Source organism: Streptomyces aureus, from assembly GCF_001418135.1.
In the GTDB taxonomy this organism is placed as follows: Bacteria; Actinomycetota; Actinomycetes; order Streptomycetales; family Streptomycetaceae; genus Streptomyces; species Streptomyces aureus_A.
Map to the genome: position 1 here is coordinate 1 of NZ_LIPQ01000394.1, position 17,669 is coordinate 17,669.

Annotated in this window: 14 protein-coding genes; 2 read left to right on the forward strand and 12 right to left on the reverse strand. The window is 73.6% G+C overall.

Annotated features, from left to right (window positions below; genetic code table 11):
- The 3 genes from AOK00_RS28515 to AOK00_RS40740 all read right to left on the reverse strand — a co-directional run.
- Window positions 1–1,383 (reverse strand): methyltransferase family protein (locus AOK00_RS28515; protein ID WP_055603125.1); only part of this gene is annotated, 1,383 nt, incomplete at its 3' end.
- A gap of 160 nt (window positions 1,384–1,543) precedes the next feature.
- The gene (locus AOK00_RS28520; RefSeq protein WP_173861657.1) at window positions 1,544–2,731 is read right to left on the reverse strand and encodes a 4-hydroxybenzoate 3-monooxygenase; all 1,188 of its coding nucleotides are present in this window, start codon (window positions 2,729–2,731) and stop codon (window positions 1,544–1,546) included.
- 192 nt (window positions 2,732–2,923) lie between these two features.
- Window positions 2,924–4,861 carry a VWA domain-containing protein gene (locus AOK00_RS40740; protein WP_254047539.1) on the reverse strand — a complete coding sequence of 646 codons (1,938 nt, stop codon included), beginning with the start codon at window positions 4,859–4,861 and terminating at the stop codon, window positions 2,924–2,926.
- A 257-nt stretch (window positions 4,862–5,118) separates the two neighbouring features.
- On the opposite strand from AOK00_RS40740, the gene AOK00_RS28530 reads away from it, so the two are divergent.
- Entirely contained in the window at window positions 5,119–7,191 is a 2,073-nt protein-coding gene (locus tag AOK00_RS28530) for a PhoX family protein (RefSeq protein WP_055603126.1), read from the forward strand.
- Window positions 7,192–7,222: 31 nt separating this feature from the next.
- Here the strand turns inward: AOK00_RS28530 and AOK00_RS28535 are convergent, their stop codons facing one another.
- From AOK00_RS28535 to AOK00_RS28575, 9 genes are all read right to left on the reverse strand, one after another.
- On the reverse strand, window positions 7,223–8,212 hold the full coding sequence (locus AOK00_RS28535) for a hypothetical protein (protein ID WP_055603127.1): 990 nt from the start codon (window positions 8,210–8,212) through the stop codon (window positions 7,223–7,225).
- Between the two features lie 92 nt (window positions 8,213–8,304).
- Window positions 8,305–9,780: an APC family permease gene (locus tag AOK00_RS28540; RefSeq protein ID WP_055603135.1), complete on the reverse strand. Its 1,476-nt coding sequence runs from the start codon at window positions 9,778–9,780 to the stop codon at window positions 8,305–8,307.
- Window positions 9,781–9,977: 197 nt separating this feature from the next.
- Window positions 9,978–11,930, reverse strand: a complete 1,953-nt coding sequence (locus tag AOK00_RS28545; protein ID WP_055603128.1) for an FUSC family protein — start codon at window positions 11,928–11,930, stop codon at window positions 9,978–9,980.
- A gap of 74 nt (window positions 11,931–12,004) precedes the next feature.
- Window positions 12,005–12,859 (reverse strand): arylamine N-acetyltransferase family protein, encoded by an 855-nt coding sequence (locus AOK00_RS28550; protein WP_055603129.1) that lies wholly within the window; start codon window positions 12,857–12,859, stop codon window positions 12,005–12,007.
- 157 nt (window positions 12,860–13,016) lie between these two features.
- Window positions 13,017–13,253 (reverse strand): DUF2630 family protein, encoded by a 237-nt coding sequence (locus AOK00_RS28555; protein WP_055603130.1) that lies wholly within the window; start codon window positions 13,251–13,253, stop codon window positions 13,017–13,019.
- 18 nt (window positions 13,254–13,271) lie between these two features.
- Complete coding sequence (locus AOK00_RS28560; protein ID WP_107097484.1) at window positions 13,272–14,375, reverse strand: endonuclease/exonuclease/phosphatase family protein; 1,104 nt, start codon at window positions 14,373–14,375, stop codon at window positions 13,272–13,274.
- A 4-nt stretch (window positions 14,376–14,379) separates the two neighbouring features.
- Window positions 14,380–14,817, reverse strand: coding sequence for a hypothetical protein (locus AOK00_RS28565; protein ID WP_173861656.1), 438 nt, complete (start codon window positions 14,815–14,817; stop codon window positions 14,380–14,382).
- Window positions 14,818–14,831: 14 nt separating this feature from the next.
- Entirely contained in the window at window positions 14,832–15,263 is a 432-nt protein-coding gene (locus AOK00_RS28570; RefSeq protein ID WP_055603131.1) for a DUF7144 family membrane protein, read from the reverse strand.
- 37 nt (window positions 15,264–15,300) lie between these two features.
- Window positions 15,301–16,107 carry an alpha/beta fold hydrolase gene (locus tag AOK00_RS28575; protein ID WP_055603132.1) on the reverse strand — a complete coding sequence of 269 codons (807 nt, stop codon included), beginning with the start codon at window positions 16,105–16,107 and terminating at the stop codon, window positions 15,301–15,303.
- A gap of 83 nt (window positions 16,108–16,190) precedes the next feature.
- On the opposite strand from AOK00_RS28575, the gene AOK00_RS28580 reads away from it, so the two are divergent.
- A complete protein-coding gene (locus tag AOK00_RS28580; RefSeq protein ID WP_055603133.1) occupies window positions 16,191–17,558 on the forward strand; it encodes a PLP-dependent aminotransferase family protein in 1,368 nt (455 codons plus the stop codon).
- Window positions 17,559–17,669: the final 111 nt, after the last annotated feature.

Consider the following 17,669-nt stretch of genomic DNA (forward strand, 5'->3'; position numbering starts at 1 on the left):
GAACGCGCCCACGTGGTCGAGCCGGGCCCGGGCCGCCTCGACCACGTGGGCGCGTTCGAGGAGGACCCCGCGCAGGGTGGGGTGTGCGGTGAGGAGACGCCCGAGGAGCTCCCCGGTGCCTCCGGCGATGTCCACGACGGTACGGCCGCCGGGGGCGGCGGCCGCCGCCGTGACGACCGGGTGCTTCGGCAGCGGGTCGAACATCGGGGCGCTCGCCGTCATGGACCGGTCGAACCGGTCGGCCAGCTCGGGATCACGAGCGAAGTGGTCGAAGTGGTTCTCGCCGTACCGGTCCTCGAACCCCGGCTCCCCCGTCCGCACGGTGTGCACGAGCCGGGCGAAGGACTCGTAGAACGGCCCCCCGTACATCAGCGCCAACGCCCGCACCGACCCCTCGGCGTCCGCGCGCAGCAGCAGCCCCGCCTCCGTCAGCCGGAACGTGCCCCGCGCGCCGGGCTCCTCGGCCACCACGCCCACCATGGCGAGGTACCGCAGCAGCGTCGCCAGGTTCTCCGGCCGGGCCCCCACCACCGGTGCCAGCGCCTCGGCCCCGCGCGCGGTGCACGGGCTCATCGCCTCCGGCAGCCGCAGCTCCGCGCACGCGGCCAGCGCCTGCGTCGTCCAGGCCCCGGTCAGCAGACGAAGGAGCTCCTCCGCCGGATGCGAGTCCCGCCGCCCGGCGAGGTGCTCGGCCAGGACGTCCCGGTGGTCACCGCGCGCGTACAGCTCCACCCGCCGGTAGGGCGTCTTCGTCTCGTCGGGCGCGGCGAAGTAGAAGACGGTCCCGTCCTCGTGCGGGTTGTAACCGCCCCCGTCCGGCGCCGCGCCGTGTCGCAGGAAGCCGGCCCGCAGCCCGCGCAGCACCAGGGGATCCGGCCGCTCGACGTCGAAGGCCAGATGCGCCTCCCGGTCCGCGGTCCGCTCATCGGCCGCCACCGCCGCCGCCGACCCCGTCGGACCGGTCAGCACGAACACCTCCACCGCACGGCGCTCGCCGCCCGGCCCGAACACCTCCGGGCGGAGGATCCGCACGTCCAGCTCTCCGGCGCCCAGTCCGTGCCGCGCCGCCAGCCGGTCCCGCACCACCACGCTCGGCCGCGCCTCGCCGTCCGGGGACAGCCCGGCGGCGGTCAGACCCGCCCGGAGGGCCTGTTCGCCGGGCGGGGAGACGAGCAGCGCGGCGTGCGCGAACCGGCACCGTTCGGTCGTCGCCCGTAGCTCGGGGCCGTCGAGTCCGGGCAGGACGCGCGCCAACAGGTCGGGCGTCTCCTGCTCCCGTACGAAATCGGCGGCGGCCCGCAGGCGCTCGACGTCCGTAGCGGTAGCGGTGGCGGCATCGCCGGGTGTCGGGCGGTCGGAGGTCGGAGCCTGGGTGATCGTCATCGCGGGGGTCCTTCGGGGAGGAGAAGGGACGGCGGAATGCGGGCAGGGGAGGGCGGAGCCACGGTCTCCGGGGCGGGACCGGGGCTCTTCGCGGCCGTGAGGACGTGAGGAGGTGACGTGAGGACGTGACGTGAGGACGGAGGGCCGGACGGTCGGACTGTCAGACGCCGACGTAGTTCTCGGCGAACCAGTCCTGCTGGGCACGGGAGTTCCGCAGCGCCTCCATACGGGCACGCCGCAGCCCCTCCTGGAAGGGTGAGGTGCTGCCGTCGGGGCCGGGCACGCGGTGGAGGAGCTGGATCATCCAGTGCGAGAACTCCTGGGCGCGCCAGATGTGTTCGAGGCACCGCGCCGAGTACCGGTCGAGCCCCCCGGCGTCCCCGCGCAGCAGGTCGTCGGCGAGGGCGCGGGCGAGGACGTCGGCTTCAAGCACGGCGAGGTTGGCCCCCTTCGCGGCGGAGGGGCTGATCAGACTCGCGGCGTCACCGACGAGGAACAGGGGTCCGTGACGCAGCGGTTCGAGGACGTCCGACTCGAAGTCGACCACCGTCCGCTGCAGGATCCGCCCCCGCCTCAGCGGCCCGAACTCCTCGGCCCGCAGCCGCAGGCCGAGCTCGTCCCACACCCGCTCGTCGGACCAGTCGTCCGGCACCGTGCCGCGCGGGCACTGGAGGTAGTACCGGGTGACCTCGGGCGAGCGCGCCATGTGACCCGCGAATCCCCGGGCGTGCGTGGCGTATCCGACGGCGTCGAGGCTCGGGGGCGCCTCGGCCAGCAGCCCGAGCCACGAGACCCCGTGGTCCCTGTGGTGGTGCCGTACCGCGCCGGGCGGCAGCGAGCGGCGTCCCGCTCCGTACCGTCCGTCGCAGGCGGCGACGTACCGGGCCCGCCAGTGCGCCGTACGGCCGTCCGGCTCCCGTACGGTCACCGAGGGGCGCGGTCCGTCGAGTCCGGTCACCTCGACTGCCTCGGTGTCGAAGCGGATCCGCCCGCCGGACGCGAGGAAGAGCCGGACGAGATCGGTCACCAGTTCGTGCTGCGGATAGACGGTGTGCGGCTCGCCCTTGCCGAGCCGGCTGTAGTCGAGGCGGAACCGCCCGCCCTCGGTGCGGAACTCGCAGACGCCGTGATCCTGCCCGCGCTTCCGCAGCCCCTCGTCGAGGCCGTGCCGGGCCAGCACCCGCGCGGTGTGCGGGGCGAGGAAACCCGCCCGCGCCCGCTGCTGCACGTGCTCGCGGCTCGCCCGCTCCAGGACGACACAGTCGACGCCGCTGCGCAGGAGAAGGTTTCCGAGCACCAGCCCGGCGGGGCCCGCGCCGAGCACGACCACGTCGGCGGCGTGGGTCATGTCCGGTGCGGGGGAGGGATGTTGACTGTCAGTCACAGGAATGGATCTTAGGTGGGGCGAAACTCGGCGAATGCTGAATATCACCCGAATGCAGCACAGGAAGACAAAAGGATTCTGCCGGGCACACGCCCGCGGGCCGGGTCCGGGAAGATCCCGGACCCGGCCCGCGCCGTGGAACTCCTCGTCGGACCCTCAGAACTCCAGGCCCGCGAGCAGGCCGCCGTAGAAGTCCGCGTGCGCGGTCCCGGACGGCGCCGTGCCCGCGAAGAACGTGCCGGTACGAGGAGTGCCGTCGAGCTTCCGGACGAAGTCGAAGGCCTTGTTGTCCTCCTCGCCCCAGACGACGAACCGCCAGTGCAGCGGACGCTCCGCCGCCTCGGCCAGGGCCTGGGTGGCGGCGGTCTTCGACTCCGGCGCGCCGTCCGTCTGGAAGACGACCAGGGCGGTACGGGTCGGGTCGGCCTTCTCGTGGTGGGCGAGGACCTCCTCCACGGCGCGGTGGTAGTTGGTCCGGCCCAGGCGCCCGAGGGTGGAGTTGACCTCGTCGATACGGGTCGGCGTGAGGTCGGCCGGGGTCAGGTCGACCGTCCCGTCGATGTCCGTCGAGAAGAACACGGTCGTGACGGTGGCGTTCTCGTCGAGGTGCGCCGCGAGCGCGGTCACCTGCTCGGCGAGCCGCTGCACGGACCCGTCCTTGAAGTACCCGCGCATCGACCCGGAACGGTCGACCACGAGGTACACGGCGGCCCGGGCCCCGGCGAGGCCCTGCGCCTTCAGCTGCGCGGCGGCGGCGGCGTGGGCGTCGGCCAGGTGCGGCGGGAGGCCGTCGCCGGAGGCCGGGACGGTGACCTCCTCCGACTCGGCCGGAACCTCGGCGGCGGGCGCGGGAGCGGTCTCGGCGGCCGCGCCGGCCTCCGCCGCGGCAGCGGCGAACTCCGGCTCCGGGGCGGGCGCGGGCGCCTCGGCGACGACGGCCTCGGCGGCCTGCGGCTCCGCCTCGGGCTCGGCGGCCTGCGCCTCCGCCGCGTCGGCCTCGGCCTCGGCGGTGGCGGTCGCCTCCGGCGCCGCCTGCTCCGCCTGCGGCTCCTCGGTGGTCTCCGACGCCGTGGTCGTGTCGTCGGCGACGGGGGCGGTCTCCGACTCCTCCGCCACGTCGGCGGACGCCTCCGGCTCCGCCTCGGGCTCGGCGGTGGCGGACGCCTCTGCCTCGGCCTGGACGGCCTCGTCGGCCTGCGGCTCCGTCGTGACGGCCACGGGGGCCGTGTCCTGCTCCTGAGGGGCGGGTTCGGCCTCCGCCGCGGGAACGTCGGTCGCCTCGGCGACGGGGGCGGTCTCCGACTCCTCGTCGGCGGCCGCCGCCGCCTCCGGCTCGGCCGGGGCGTCGGCGGTCGCGGTGGCGTCCGTCGACTCGACGTCCGCCTCGGTCGTCACCTCAGCGTCGGCGGCAGGCGTCTCCGCCTCGGTCGTCACCTCAGCCTCAGCGGCAGGCGTCTCCGCCTCGGTCGTCACCTCAGCGTCGGCGGCGGGCGTCTCTGCCTCGGTCGTCACCTCAGCCTCAGCGGCAGGCGTCTCTGCCTCGGTCGTCACCTCAGCGTCGGCGGCGGGCGTCTCTGCCTCGGTCGTCACCTCCGCCTCGGCGGCGGGCGTCTCTGCCTCGGTCGGCACCTCAGCGTCGGCGGCGGGCGTCTCTGCCTCGGTCGTCACCTCAGCGTCGGCGGCAGGCGTCTCCGCCTCAGCGGCGGGGGTCTCCGCCGGCACCTTCACCGTGGCGGCAGGCGTCTCCGCCTCGGCGGTCGGCGTCTCCGGCGGGGCCGACGGCGTCTTCGCCCGGGCCCGCGGGATCTGCGGGTTGTCGAACGACGCGGCGACCAAGTCGTCCGCCGCCCGGCGCGCCACCGCCTCCGAGGTGTCCGTGGACCCGGACCCGGACGACGCCGTGGCCCTGGCCGGAGTCGTCGTCGCCGCGGACGCGGCCCCGACCGTCGCCTCGGCCGTGACCGTCTCCGAAGGCGGAGCCGTCGCCGTCGCCGTCGACGTGGTCTCACGCGTCTGGGGCGGGACGACGGAGGTCGCCGGGGATTCCTCGCGGTCTCGGCCGAACACCTTGCGCAGCATGCTCCGAATACCCATGGGCGAACCCTTTCGCATGAGTGGGGTGCGTGTGAATGTCCGTACTGGGTGTTTCGGGACGTTCATCCCTGGCCAGGGCGGACACGTAAGGTTAGCGGCCACCCCTCCCCTCCTCGGCGACCCGGTCGCCCCCGGTTGCCGTGCATTCATTCGTCGTTCACCCGGTCGCCGTCCCCGTGCAGATGTGCGCACATAGCGTCGCCGCCGAAGGTTTACCCGACACCATGTCGGCGCAGTGTGCGCCGGAGGAGGACGAAGTGCGCAAACTGCTGCCGCTGCTGAGCACGAACCCCCACGGAGGCGGACGTTCCGCTCTCACCTGCCGTTACCGCTGTGGTGACGCCTGCTTCCACGAGGTTCCCAACACCAGCGACAACGAGTACGCCGGCGACGTCATAGCCGGTGTCCTCTCCCGCCGTTCGGCCCTCCGCGCCGCCGCCGTCGTGACGGTCGCCTCCGCCGCCGGCAGCGCCATCGCGCTCGGCAACGCGCCCGAGGCCGTCGCCGGCCAGGAGACGTTCGGCCACGGTCACGGCGCCGGCCACGGCTCCGGCAAGGCCGACGGCGCCCGCGGTCTCCGCTTCACCCCCGTCGCGCCCAACACCGCCGACAAGGTGACCGTCCCCTCCGGTTACTCGCAGAACGTGGTCATCCGCTGGGGCGAGCCCATCCTCCGCGGCGCCCCGGCCTTCGACTCCGAGAAGCAGACGGCGAAGGCCCAGGCCGGCCAGTTCGGCTACAACAACGACTTCCTCTCCCTGCTGCCGCTGCGCGGGGAGCGCGACCGCCAGGTCCTCGTCGCGAACCACGAGTACACCGACGAAGTCCTGATGTTCCGCAACTACGACGCCGCCAACCCGACCCGCGAGCAGGTCGAGATCGCCTGGGCCGCGCACGGCCTCTCGGTCGTCGTCGTCCAGGAGGAGCACCGCACGGGCAAGCTCTCCCCGGTCTCCCGCCACCACCTCAACCGTCGTCTCCACACGACGAGCGAGTTCGAGCTGACCGGCCCCGCCGCCGGCAGCGACCTCCTGAAGACCTCCGCCGACCCCGAGGGCCGTACCGTCCTCGGCACGCTCAACAACTGCGCCGGCGGCACCACCCCGTGGGGCACCACCCTCCACGGCGAGGAGAACTTCAACCAGTACTTCGCCAACGGCTCCAGCGCCACCGACAAGCGCTACGGCGTCGGCAGCGGTGCCACCGAGCGCAAGTGGGAGCGGTTCGACAAGCGCTTCGACCTCAAGCAGGAGCCCAACGAGGTCCACCGCCAGGGCTGGGTCGTCGAGCTCGACCCGTACGACCCCGACTCCACCCCCCGCAAGCGCACCGCGCTCGGCCGCTTCAAGCACGAGGCCGCGCAGCCCCGTCTGACCGCCGACGGCCGTCCGGTCGTCTACATGGGCGACGACGAGCGGTTCGACTACTTCTACAAGTTCGTCTCCAGCAAGCGGATGAAGAAGGGGAACTCGCGGGCCGCCCGCGAGCACAACCTCACCCTGCTCGACGAGGGCACGCTGTACGTCGCCAAGCTGACCGGCGACTCCCCGGCCGCCGAGATCGACGGCACCGGCAAGCACCCCACCGACGGTGAGTTCGACGGCTCCGGCGTGTGGATCCCGCTCGCCACCGGCGACGTCTCGCACGTCCCCGGCATGACCGCCGAGGAGGTGTACGTCTTCACCCGCCTCGCCGGTGACAAGGTCGGCGCCACCAAGATGGACCGCCCCGAGGACGTCGAGCCGTCCCCGCGCACCGGTCGCGTCTACGTCGCGCTCACCAACAACACCGACCGCGGCAAGCCCGGCAAGGCCGGCGCCGACGAGGCCAACCCGCGCAACCTCAACAAGCACGGGCAGATCCTGGAGCTCGCCGAGAACTGGGACGACCCGTCCTCCGACGGTTTCGCGTGGCGTCTCTTCCTGGTCGCCGGTGACCCGAACGATCCGGCCACCTACTTCGCGGGCTACCCCAAGGAGAAGGTCTCCCAGATCTCCTGCCCGGACAACGTGGCCTTCGACCCGCACGGCAACCTGTGGATCTCCACGGACGGTGCCCAGCTCGGCTCGCACGACGGCCTGTTCGGCGTCGCCACGCAGGGCGAGCGCCGCGGTGAGCTCAAGCAGTTCCTGACCGTGCCCAAGGGCGCCGAGACCTGCGGCCCGATCATCCAGGACCGCCGTGTCCTGGTGGCCGTGCAGCACCCGGGCGAGATCGACGGCGCCTCCGTCGAGAACCCGAAGTCGGAGTGGCCCGACGGACCCGGCAAGGTCGTCCGCCCGTCGGTCGTCGCCGTGTGGCGTACGGACGGTCGCGACATCGGCATGTAGCGCGGAAGCGTCCCGGGGGTGGGGTGCTCGCTCACTCCACCCCCAGGCCCTCCCTGAACCGTACGAACTGCTCCTCGGGGTCCCCGGTGTACGCCCACGGCACCCACGCCGCCCGTGTTCCGAGCATGCCGAGCAGTTCCCGCGCGATCTCCACCTGACCCGCGTAACAGGCCGCGTGCACGAGGAAGTTCAGGTCGCCGACCTCTTCCGGCGCCACCGGCGCCGCCGGATCGCGGCCGCCGATCCACCGCGCGTGGGTGCGCCGCAGTTCCGTCACCGCGAGCTCGTGCTTCCAGTGCTGGTCGAAGCCGCGCACCGGGCCCCGGCCGAGCGCCCCGTCCGCGATGTACCGGTACTCCTCCACCCGGGCCACCTGCACGAGTACGGGCAGCGGGGAGCCGGGCGGTGCCACCCCCGCCGCGTCCCGCGCGAAGTCGTACATGCTGCCGTGCGTCCCGTGCCACCGCGCCGACCAGTAGCGCAGCACCTGGATGTGCCCCTCCGTGTTGTACGGGTCCCGGCGCCGCAGCTCGTCGAACCAGTGCCGCAGTTCGCGGCGCGGCACCCCGCCCTCGTACAGCCGGGCCACCGAGAGCAGTGACACCCAGGGCATCGGGTCGGCGGGCGCCGCCTCGGCCGCGCCACGGCAGGCGTCGACGGCGGCGTCGATCCGGCCCCGCTCGACGGCCGCGCCCCGGCCGGCCGCGATGGCCGCGTCGAAGACCCGCACCACCTCGGTCGCGGCCCGCAGCACGGCCGCGTCGGGGTTGCCCGGCTCGGCGGCCCGCCAGGTCTCCACGGTGGAGCTGCCCGCGGCCGCGTGCGAGAGGAGCCGCAGCCGGTGGGTGCGGCGCGCCCAGTGGTCCCCGGTGGCGGCGAGCAGGTCCCGTACGCCCTGCCAGCGGCCGATGACGATGTCGTGGCGCGCCTCGGTCAGGGCGCGGTCCCCGAAGTCCGGGTCGAAGTCGGGCGCGAAGCGCTCCTGACGTGCCGAGCGCGCGGAGCGGCGGCGTACGGCCATCGGGGGCCTCCTTCGGGTTCGGCTGCCGTCAGAAGTGGTGAATCGCTTGTGTTCCCGTGCTCGTGGCTCTGTGCTCCGGATGACGGCCGGGATCAGAAATCCGTTGCGTAGCTCTTGTCCCTGGTTCCGCTTCGCGCGCGCGTGGCCGGGCCCGAGCCCTCCGCGGCCGCCATCGCGCGGGCGGCGTCCAGGCGGGCCGGGCGGTAGTAGTCGCTGCCCCTGCGCCAGTACACGAGCAGCGGGACGACACCGAGGAGCAGGCCGCCGAGGCCGATCGTGAGGGCGGTGGTGGAGAGCTCGCCGAGCGATTCGACGAAGGTCCAGAGCATGAACGCGGAGCCGAGCAGCGGCCAGACGCCGCCGAGCAACAGGTTCCGTACGGAGCGGAGGAGGACCGACTTGTAGGCGACGACGGCGGCGATGCCCGCGAGGCCGTAGTAGAACGCGATCTGCAGCCCGATCGCGGAGACGGCGTCGCGGAGGATCTGCTGCACCGAACCGGCGGCCGCGGCGGCCGCGAAGAGCACCAGGGCGGCGCCGCCGACGGCGGCGATCGCGACCCACGGGGTGTTCCAGCGGCGGTGCACGGTGCCGAGCGCGGACGGCAGGGTCCGGTCGCGGCCCATCGCGAAGAGCGAGCGGGTGACCTGGAGGAGCGTGGTCTCCAGGGTGGCGACGGTGGACAGCAGGACGGCGACGACGAGGAGTTTCCCGCCGACCCCGGGCCAGACCTCCTGGCCGATGACGGCCAGGACGTTGGGTCCCGCGGTACGGATCTCCTCCGCGCTCAGCAGCACGTTGACGACGACGGTGACGGCGACGAAGAGGAGGAAGACGAAGCCGACGCCGACGAGCGCGGCGAGTCCCGCGGTGCGGCGGCTGTTCCGGGTCTCCTCGCTGAGGTTGCTGGTGACGTCCCAGCCCCAGTAGTAGAACGCGGCGACCAGCGCGCCCGCGGCGAAGCCCGCCGGCCCGTCGAACTGGCCGAGGCCGAACCAGGACCAGTCGAAGGCGGTGGCCCGCCCGCGGTGCGCCACGGCCGCCAGGATGAAGCCGACCAGGATCAGCATCTCGACCCCGGACATGATCAATTGGGCGCGCACGGTCAGCCGGGCGCCGCCCAGGACCACGAGCAGCATCATCAGGAACCAGCCGGCGCCGACGGCCGCGGCGAGCGGGGTGCTGTCGGCGAGGTCCCGGTCGATCAGGGCGAGCGTGAGGGAACCGGCGGGCAGCGAACCGGCCACCATGAAGACGGTGGCGGCGAAGACCAGGGCCCAGCCGGACAGGAAGCCGAGGAACGGGTGGAGGGTGCGGCCCACCCAGGAGTAGCCGGCACCGGCGTTGACGTCGATCCGCCCGAGGCGGGCGTACGCGAGGACGATGCCGAACATCGGTATCGCGCAGTACAGCAGGGCGGCGGGTCCCGCGTAGCCGACGGCGCCGAAGAGCACGGCGGTGGTCGCCGCCATCGAGTAGGCGGGGGCGCTGCCGGCGACGGCCATCACGATCGTGTCGAAGGTACCGAGGACATTGGGCTGGAGCCCTCTGTTCGTGGTGGTGCGCATGGCGGTGTCCTCGGGGCGCGGGGGGTGGGGCAGGACGAAGTGGCCCGTCCGCCGGGCCGGTTGCCGACGGCGGCGGGCGCGGATCACGGTGAGATCGAGCGCATCGTAGTCGCCCGGATGGCTCCGGGTAACGGCGGTGGGGAGGGTTCCGTTCCGTGACCGCCGGTAAGTCCTCCCGTACGCCCCCGGGGGAAGGTTTACCGCAGGTCGGGACCGGCGATGGCGCGGGCCGCGCCGACCTCCTGGCGGAGGGGTGCGAGGACTCCGTTCTCGTCGCCCGGAAGCTCGCTGCGGACCTCGACGAGGGTCTCCGACTCCCGGATCCCCGAGGCGAGTTCCCGCAGCTCCCGCTCGACGGCGGCGACCTCGGCGGGATCGGGGCCGGGGGCGCCGTGGTCGACCCTGATCCGGGCGGCGGTCGTGGCGTCCACGATCCGCTCGACGGCGACGACGAGCGGCCACCAGGCGGCGGCGCGGGTCCCGGTCGGCGGGGGCTCGGTCAGGGCGCGCTGGAACTCGGAACGGACGGTGGAGAGATCGCGGTAGAGCTTCCGCCGGGCGCGCAGCCGCCCGCCCTGGCCCTCGATCCCCCCGAACGCGCAGGTCACATAGGCGGCGGTGTCGGCGACGGCGTCCGCGAGCCGGTCGCCGATCCGGGAGTGCCAGGACTCCGGCCAGAGGAGATAGCCGGCGATCAGCGCGATGGCGCAGCCGATGAGGGAGTCGTACAGGCGGGGCATGACGAGGTCGAAGCCCTGCTGGTTGAGGGTGTCGGAGAGCAGCAGGATCACCGGGGTGATGGCCGCCGTCTGGAACGCGTACCCCTTCGCGGAGAAGGCCGGGATGAGGGCGGCGAGCACGCACATCACGGGCACGTCCCACCATCCGCGCGGCACCTCGGCGAGCACGAGAGCGGCGAGGAGGAGCCCGGCGGCGGTGCCCAGGGCGCGGAGCACGGCGCGGGAGAAGACCGAGCCGAAGTCGGGCTTCAGGACGAAGGTGACGGTCAGCGCGACCCAGTACGAGCGGGGGACGGGGATCAGCGAGACGAGCGCCTGCGCCAGCCCGATGCACAGGGCGAGCCGGAGCCCGTACCGCCAGGACGCCTCGGAGAACAGGACGGCGCGGCCGGCCCGGCGGACACGGACCCGGAGCGCGGCGGGGCGGCCCAGCCGGTCGTCGACGTTGTGAACGTCGGGCTCGGCCTTGTGGACGACGGCGGCGGCGTACCGCAGGGCGTGGTCGACGGCCTTCTCGGCGGGCCGCTCGGGCGTCGGCAGATCCAGTACGGGTGCCCCGGTGCGACCCTCCTCCACGGCGTCGGCGAGTTCGCGCACGGCCGCGGGGATCGTGGCGGACAGCGGGCCGTGGAGCCGGGCGCGGAGATGGGCGGCGGGGGCGGCCTCGACGAGCGGGACGGCGACGTTCAGCTGCGCGAGCAGCCGGACGAGGTTGGGCGCGCGGCCGTGCTGGCGGGCGCGGCGGGCGAGGACGAGGTCGTAGGACTGGTTGAGGGAGGCGGTGACGGCCTGCCGCTTCTCGTCGTACGCGGGGGTGCCGGTGGCCTCGTACAGCTCGGCGACGGAACGGTAGGTCGCGGCGACGGCGGACCGCTCGGGCGCGGCGCGGCGGAAGGGCCAGCCGAGCAGGGTGAGGGCGAGGACGAACAGCCCGCCGAGGCCCAGCAGCAGAGGCGCCTTCCACCACGGGTCGGGCATGGGGAGCCCGGCCCCGACGACGGCGTTGAGGAGCAGGAGCAGCCCGGAGACGGAGGCGACGGCGCCGATCGAGGAGATCATCCCGGAGACGAGCGCGACGAGCGTGAGGACGGCGACGGCGACCCAGCCGTGCCCGAAGACGAGGGTCCCGAGGGTGACTCCGACGGCCCCGAAGAGCTGTGGCACGGCGATGTTGAGGATCCGCATCCGGTAGGCGTCGGCGGTGTCGCCGATGACCCCGGAGAGCGCGCCCATGGACACGAGCGCCCCGTAGGCCGGCTGCCCGGCGGCCAGCCCGACGGCGAGCGGCGCGGACAGGGCGACGGCGGCGCGCCCGACGGCGGCCCAGGGGATGGGGGTGGGCGCGGGCTTGAACCCGGCGGTGAGCCAGGCGGGCGGGGAGAGCCGTACGGGCCGAGCGGGGCGTGCCATGCGCCTAACCTACGTCGCTGCCGCCGAGGGCCCCCGTCCGCGCGCCGACCTTCCCGGGGAGCCCCTGCGGGAGGTCAGCCGGAGGGTGCGTCCAGCGGCAGTCCGTCCGGTACCGCGATGCCGAACTCGGTGGTCAGCACCCGGGTGATCTCGTCGCGGCCGGAGAGTTCCCGCTCCTTGCGGGAGCCGTCCGCGCCGGTCTCGACGAGGTGGCGGCCGCTGAGGGCGAGATGGCCGTCCGGTGTCGCGCGCTGGACGTACAGGAGGTGGGAGAACGGGGAGCGGGGGTTGGTCGCGACGTGCCAGTTGATGACCTCGAAGTCCGGGGCCTCGTACGGCTCCAGGGTGAACGCGTACTGATCGGTCCACTCGTCGTCCTCGTACGCCTGGAGCACCCACAGCTCCAGGGGCCCGTGGTGCGGCCGGTGGACCAGGCGGTGCCGGCGGTTCGCGGCCCGGAACTCGGTGTCCGCGACCAGCGGGACCGCTTCGAGCAGCGCTCCGGTGGCGCCGAAGCCGACGTCCGCCAGGTACGGGTCCGGCTCGCCCGGCACGTCGACGAGCAGCAGCATGTGGGTCCGCGGCCGGATCGCGCCGCGGGCGCCGAGCTCGACCCGCGCGGCCAGGCGCGTGACGCCGAAGCCGAAGGCCGCGAGGACGGCGGCCAGCAGCGTGTTGTGTTCGTAGCAGTAGCCGCCCCGGCCGCCGCGGACCAGCTTCGCCTCAAGGTCCGGCAGCGCGAGGGAGGGGGCCGAACCGCCGATCGGGTCCAGGTTCTCGAAGGGGATGCCGTACAGATGGGCGCGGTGCAGCGACCGGAGCGTCGCGCCGTCCGCCCGCCGCTCCCCGGTCCAGCCGGTGCGGGCGAGATACGCGTCGACGTCCGGCGGAGGGGCGGAGTCCTGCGGGGTCTCGTCGTGACTCGTCATGATCCCGACCCTACGCAGGGTGGCGTGCCGCGGCCTCGGGCTGGGTGCGGTGCCTCTCCTGGTTCTTTCGGCCTAGGCCGGTGAAGACGTCGAGGGACCGCGTGACGACGTCGCGCGGCAGCGGCGCGCACGGTACCGCCGCGCGTCGTGGGGGACGTCAGTTGCGGTAGGACTCGACCTCGGTGGCCGGGCGGAGGGCCGCCGTGTCCGGGTCCTCGCCGAATTCCGCCTTCGCCCTCCGCTGCCGCAGCAGGTCCCAGCACTGGTCCAGCCGGACCTCCAGTTCCGACAGCCGGGCGAGTTCCTCCGGGAGGAGGCCGCCCGTGCGCTGCCGTAGGGCGCGTTCCTCCTCGACGAGGGCGCCGATGTCGTCCAGGATCTCCTCGTTCTCCATGTCCTCCAGCGTCGCCGATCAGCGCGGCCCGCGCAGGTCGAGATCCGCGAGGACCGCCCGGTGGTCGGAGCCCGCGAGGTTCAGGAAGCGGACCTCGCGGACGCTGAAGTCCCTCACCAGGACGTGGTCGATCTGGACGAACGGCGGCAGGGGCGGGCCCTCCTCCGGCCAGGTCGGCGTGCGGCTCTGATGCGCCCGTCGCGCCGCGTCCTGGAGCCCGCCGGCCGCGAGGATCTCGCGGAACGCCGCGTGGTCCTGCGAGGCGTTGAAGTCGCCCGCGACCAGCATGGGTCCGGTGGGCCGCGCCGCGACGGTGTCCCTCACCCGCCCCAGTTCCCGCTTCCACAGGTGCACCTGTCCCGGTACCGGCGGCAGCGGGTGCGTCAGCTGGAGCCGTACCGGCACGCCCGCGATCTCCGCCGTGGCACCGGGCATGCCCATGGCCGCCGGGATCATCCGCCAGTCGCGCAACGGGTACGAGCTCAGCAGGATCGAGCCGACCGACCCCTCTCCCTCGACGGAGGCGTAGTGGGGCAGCGCCTCGGCGAAGGTCCCGGTGAGGGTGGACCGGCAGGCGCGGTCGCATTCCGACACGAACACGAGCTGGGGGCGTTCCCGCCGCACCGCCTCGGCCAACGACGCGGTCCCCTGGCCGAATTCGACGTTCGCCGCGATGACCTTCACCCGCGCCAGCGGCAGCCCGTACGAGATGACGGTCTGCGGCATGTACGGCACGGTGCTCCAGGCGGTCGCGCCCAGGACCAGGACCGTCACGAAGGTCAGCACCCGGCGCCGGGTCACGGCGGCGAGGAGCAGGGCGAGGGCCGCGGGGACCGTGAGCCAGGGGAGGATCGAGAGGAGCTGGGGGACGGGGGTCATCGCGTCCGTGTCGAGGGCGCGGCAGGCCGTGACCAGGGCGGGTACCACCATGAGCAGCCCCGCGGCCCAGGCCGTGACGCGGTGCCTGGGCCGCAGGGGCTGCGGATCGGGGACCGGCCCGGAGGCCGATCCGGGGGTCGGCCCGGGGGCCGGCCGGGGTGTCGGCTCGGGGGTCGCTTCGGCGGGGCTGCTGTTCACGGGTTCCGCCGTCTCCCCGTGCTCCGCGGTCTGGACTCGGTCCACCCCGTCAGTGTCTCAGGGCCTGCGCGATCTCCGCCGTCGGTTCGCCCGAGAGCGTCCGATTGCTGCGTGCCGTACCGGTCTTGGACTTCCCGGGTTCCACTCCGTCGATGCTCAGGACGACCGAGTCGAGGAAGTTCCCGTTCGCGTCCCGGAAGGTGACCATGACCGTGTAGTCGGCGTTCTTGTCCTCCGGGTTGGTCGCGGTGATCTCGGCGACCGTCCGGTCCCCTTCGGTGCTCGTCGGCCCGGCCTTCACGTCGCCGGTGGCCTTCACCCCGTCCTTGACCTCGTTCATCTTCTCCTCGGCGGCCGAGGCGACGGCCGCCGTGGCGGTGGAGACGATGCCGCCGGCCGTCTCCTTGACGGTGTCGCACCCGGTGACCGTGAGGGCGAGCGCGGTGGTGGCGGCCAGGGACAGGGCCGCCGCCTTCGTGCGTCTCATCGTCCGCCGGCCCCTCAGAACGTCTCTTCCCGGCCGTACGCCTCGTCCGTCGCGAGCGCCCAGATCACGAAGACCGAGATGGCCATCGAGAACAGCGCCCACCACGGCTGGTACGGCAGGAACAGGAACTGCAGCAGGATGTTCAGGGACGCCAGCGCGATACCGGCTACCCGGCCCCACTCCGCTCCCTTGAGGATCCCGAAGCCGGCGATCGCGACCACGATGCCGAGGATCAGATGGATCCAGCCCCAGGTGGTGAGGTTGAACTTGAAGACGTAGTCGCCGACGCGGGTGTAGACGTCGTCCTCGGCGATGCCTGCGATGCCCTGGAGGACGTCCATGAAGCCGGTGACGAGCATGAGGACGCCCGCGAAGAGCGTGCCGCCGCTCGCCCAGGCGGCGGAGGAGGACGTGGGCCTGCGGGGTGGTGCCGTGTTCTGGCTCATGGACCCATCGTCGGAGCGTTCGCGCCGTTCCGAACGTTCAGCTGGGCCGTACGAGTGAGCGGAGGTAGTTCTCCAGTACGGCGTTGAACTCGGCGGGGCGCTCCAGGTTCGGCAGGTGCGCGGCCTGCTCGATCACGGCGAGCGTGGAGTGGGGGAGGAGTGCGTGCATGTCCTCCGCGTCCGCGACCGGGGTGTACGAGTCGTCCCGGCCGACCACGACGAGCGCGGGGAACGGGACCGTCGTCAGCGTCTTCCGGTAGTCCGGGCGCTCGGCCCTGCCCCGCAGCGCGGCCGCCGCGCCGACCGGGTCGGTCGCGCACATCATGCGGTGCACGTGCGGGGCGGCGTGGGTGTTGTAGGGGGCCACCATCCGGTCGAGGACCTCGTCGGCGTACCCGCGCATCGCCTCCGCGCCGCCCGCGGTCAGCCGGTCGGCCATGGCGTTCCTTGCGGCCTTGCCCTCGTCGGTCTCGGCGGCGGGGAAGGTGTCGGCGAGGACGAGGCCCCGGACGCGCTCCGGGTGGCGGCGGTAGAGCTCCATGGCGATCTGGCCGCCCATGGAGAGGCCGGCGAGGACGCAGTCGTGGATCCCCAGGTCGTCCAGGAGGTCGGTGAGGTCCTCGGCGAAGACACCGAGGTCGGTCGAGTCGGGGTGCGCGCCGAGCGGGGTGGCGCCGTAGCCGCGCAGGTCCGGGGCGATCACGCGGTGGGTGTGCGAGAAGTGATCGAGCTGGGGCTGCCACATCGTGTGGTCGAACGGGTGTCCGTGGACGAGGAGGAGGGCGGGGCCGTCGCCCCTGTCCTCGTAGTGGATCTCGGCGTTGACGGTACGGGTGATGTGCATGTCCGCAGGCTAGGCAGCCACAACTTCTCGGTGCAATAAGATCTTTGCTCTCGGTGCAATCGGTCGGGGAGGGTGGGGGCGGCATGGAGGAGTACCGGAGGATCGCCGACCGGGTCGAGGCCGCCGTACGGGACGGGCGGCTGCGCCCCGGCGACCGGCTGCCGCCGCAGCGCGTCTTCGCCCGCCGGCACGCCATCGCGAACTCGACGGCCATCCGCGTGTACGGCGAGCTCGCCCGGCGCGGCCTCGTCGTCGGGGAGGTCGGGCGCGGCACCTTCGTCCGGGCCGCACCCCCGCTGCCGGGGCCCGCGCTCGCCGAGGCGACCGGTGCCGCGCCCGTCGACCTCCAGCTCAACTACCCCGTCGTCGAAGGGCAGTCGGAGCTGATGGCCCGTGCCCTCGCGTCCCTCGCCCGGTCCGACGTCCTGGCCGAGGCCGTCTCCCGGCCGGCCGCCGCCACCGGCACCCCGGAGGCCCGTGACGCGGCGGCGGCCGTGCTCGCCCGGCCCGGCTGGGCGCCCGACCCCGAGAGCGTGCTCTTCGCCGGGAACGGCCGGCAGGCCATCGCCGCCGCCCTCTCCGCCCTCGTCCCGCCCGGCGGCCGGCTGGGCGTCGAGGCCCTCACGTACCCCCTGGTCAAAGCGGTGGCCGAGACGCTCGGCATCCGGCTCGTACCGCTCGCCCTGGACGAGGAGGGGGTACGGCCCGAGGCGCTCGCGGCGGCCCACCGGGCGGCGCCGCTGGCCGCCGTCTACCTCCAGCCCACCCTGCACAACCCGCTCTCCTCGACCGCGGGGGAGGGCCGCCGGGACGAACTCGCCGAGCTGCTCCGGAACATGGACCTGACGGCGGTCGAGGACACCACCTGGGCCTTTCTCGTGCCGGACGCGCCCGCGCCGCTCGCCGCGCACGCCCCCGAGCGGGTCCTCCTCGTCGACAGCCTCTCCAAGCGCCTCGCCCCCGGTCTGACCGTCGGCTATCTCGTCGTCCCCGGACGGTTCCGGTCGGTGGTGGCGGCGGCCCTGCGCTCCGGGGCCTGGACGGCGGGCGGGCTCGCCCTCGCGGCCGCGACCCGGTGGACCGCGGACGGGACGGTCTCCGAGGTGGTCGCGGCCAAGCGGGCGGACGCGCGGGCCCGGCACGCCCTGGTCGGGCGACGGCTCGCCGGGCAGGTCGTCCGGGCCTCGCCGTACGCGTACTACTGCTGGTGGGAGCTGCCCGCGCCCTGGCGGGCGGAGACCTTCACGGCTGCGGCCGCGGCACGCGCGGGCGTGGCGGTCACTCCGGGCGGCGCCTTCGCGGTGAGCGGCCGGGACGGTACGGGGACGGCGCCGGACGCGATCAGGATCGGGCTCGCGTCCCCGCCGCGAGCGGTCCTCGACGAGGCGCTGGGACGACTGGCGGCGCTGGCGGCGGGGGCCCACGGGGCGGAGGAGACGGAGATGGACTGAACGGGCTTCTCCCCGGCTCGTTCCTTGCGCGCTCTATTCTGGATATGTATGGTCCAGAATATGAAGATGAGCGAGGGCGTGGAGTGGGCGCTGCACAGCTGCCTGAACCCT

Excerpts from the sequence above, each read along its gene's own strand:
- AOK00_RS28520 (WP_173861657.1), bottom strand. The coding sequence starts at position 2,731 with ATGACCCACGCCGCCGACGTGGTCGTGCTCGGCGCGGGCCCCGCCGGG.
- AOK00_RS40740 (WP_254047539.1), bottom strand. The coding sequence starts at position 4,861 with ATGGGTATTCGGAGCATGCTGCGCAAGGTGTTCGGCCGAGACCGCGAG.
- AOK00_RS28535 (WP_055603127.1), bottom strand. The coding sequence starts at position 8,212 with ATGGCCGTACGCCGCCGCTCCGCGCGCTCGGCACGTCAGGAGCGCTTC.
- AOK00_RS28540 (WP_055603135.1), bottom strand. The coding sequence starts at position 9,780 with ATGCGCACCACCACGAACAGAGGGCTCCAGCCCAATGTCCTCGGTACC.
- AOK00_RS28545 (WP_055603128.1), bottom strand. The coding sequence starts at position 11,930 with ATGGCACGCCCCGCTCGGCCCGTACGGCTCTCCCCGCCCGCCTGGCTC.
- AOK00_RS28550 (WP_055603129.1), bottom strand. The coding sequence starts at position 12,859 with ATGACGAGTCACGACGAGACCCCGCAGGACTCCGCCCCTCCGCCGGAC.
- AOK00_RS28555 (WP_055603130.1), bottom strand. The coding sequence starts at position 13,253 with ATGGAGAACGAGGAGATCCTGGACGACATCGGCGCCCTCGTCGAGGAG.
- AOK00_RS28565 (WP_173861656.1), bottom strand. The coding sequence starts at position 14,817 with ATGAGACGCACGAAGGCGGCGGCCCTGTCCCTGGCCGCCACCACCGCG.
- AOK00_RS28570 (WP_055603131.1), bottom strand. The coding sequence starts at position 15,263 with ATGAGCCAGAACACGGCACCACCCCGCAGGCCCACGTCCTCCTCCGCC.
- AOK00_RS28575 (WP_055603132.1), bottom strand. The coding sequence starts at position 16,107 with ATGCACATCACCCGTACCGTCAACGCCGAGATCCACTACGAGGACAGG.
- AOK00_RS28580 (WP_055603133.1), top strand. The coding sequence starts at position 16,191 with ATGGAGGAGTACCGGAGGATCGCCGACCGGGTCGAGGCCGCCGTACGG.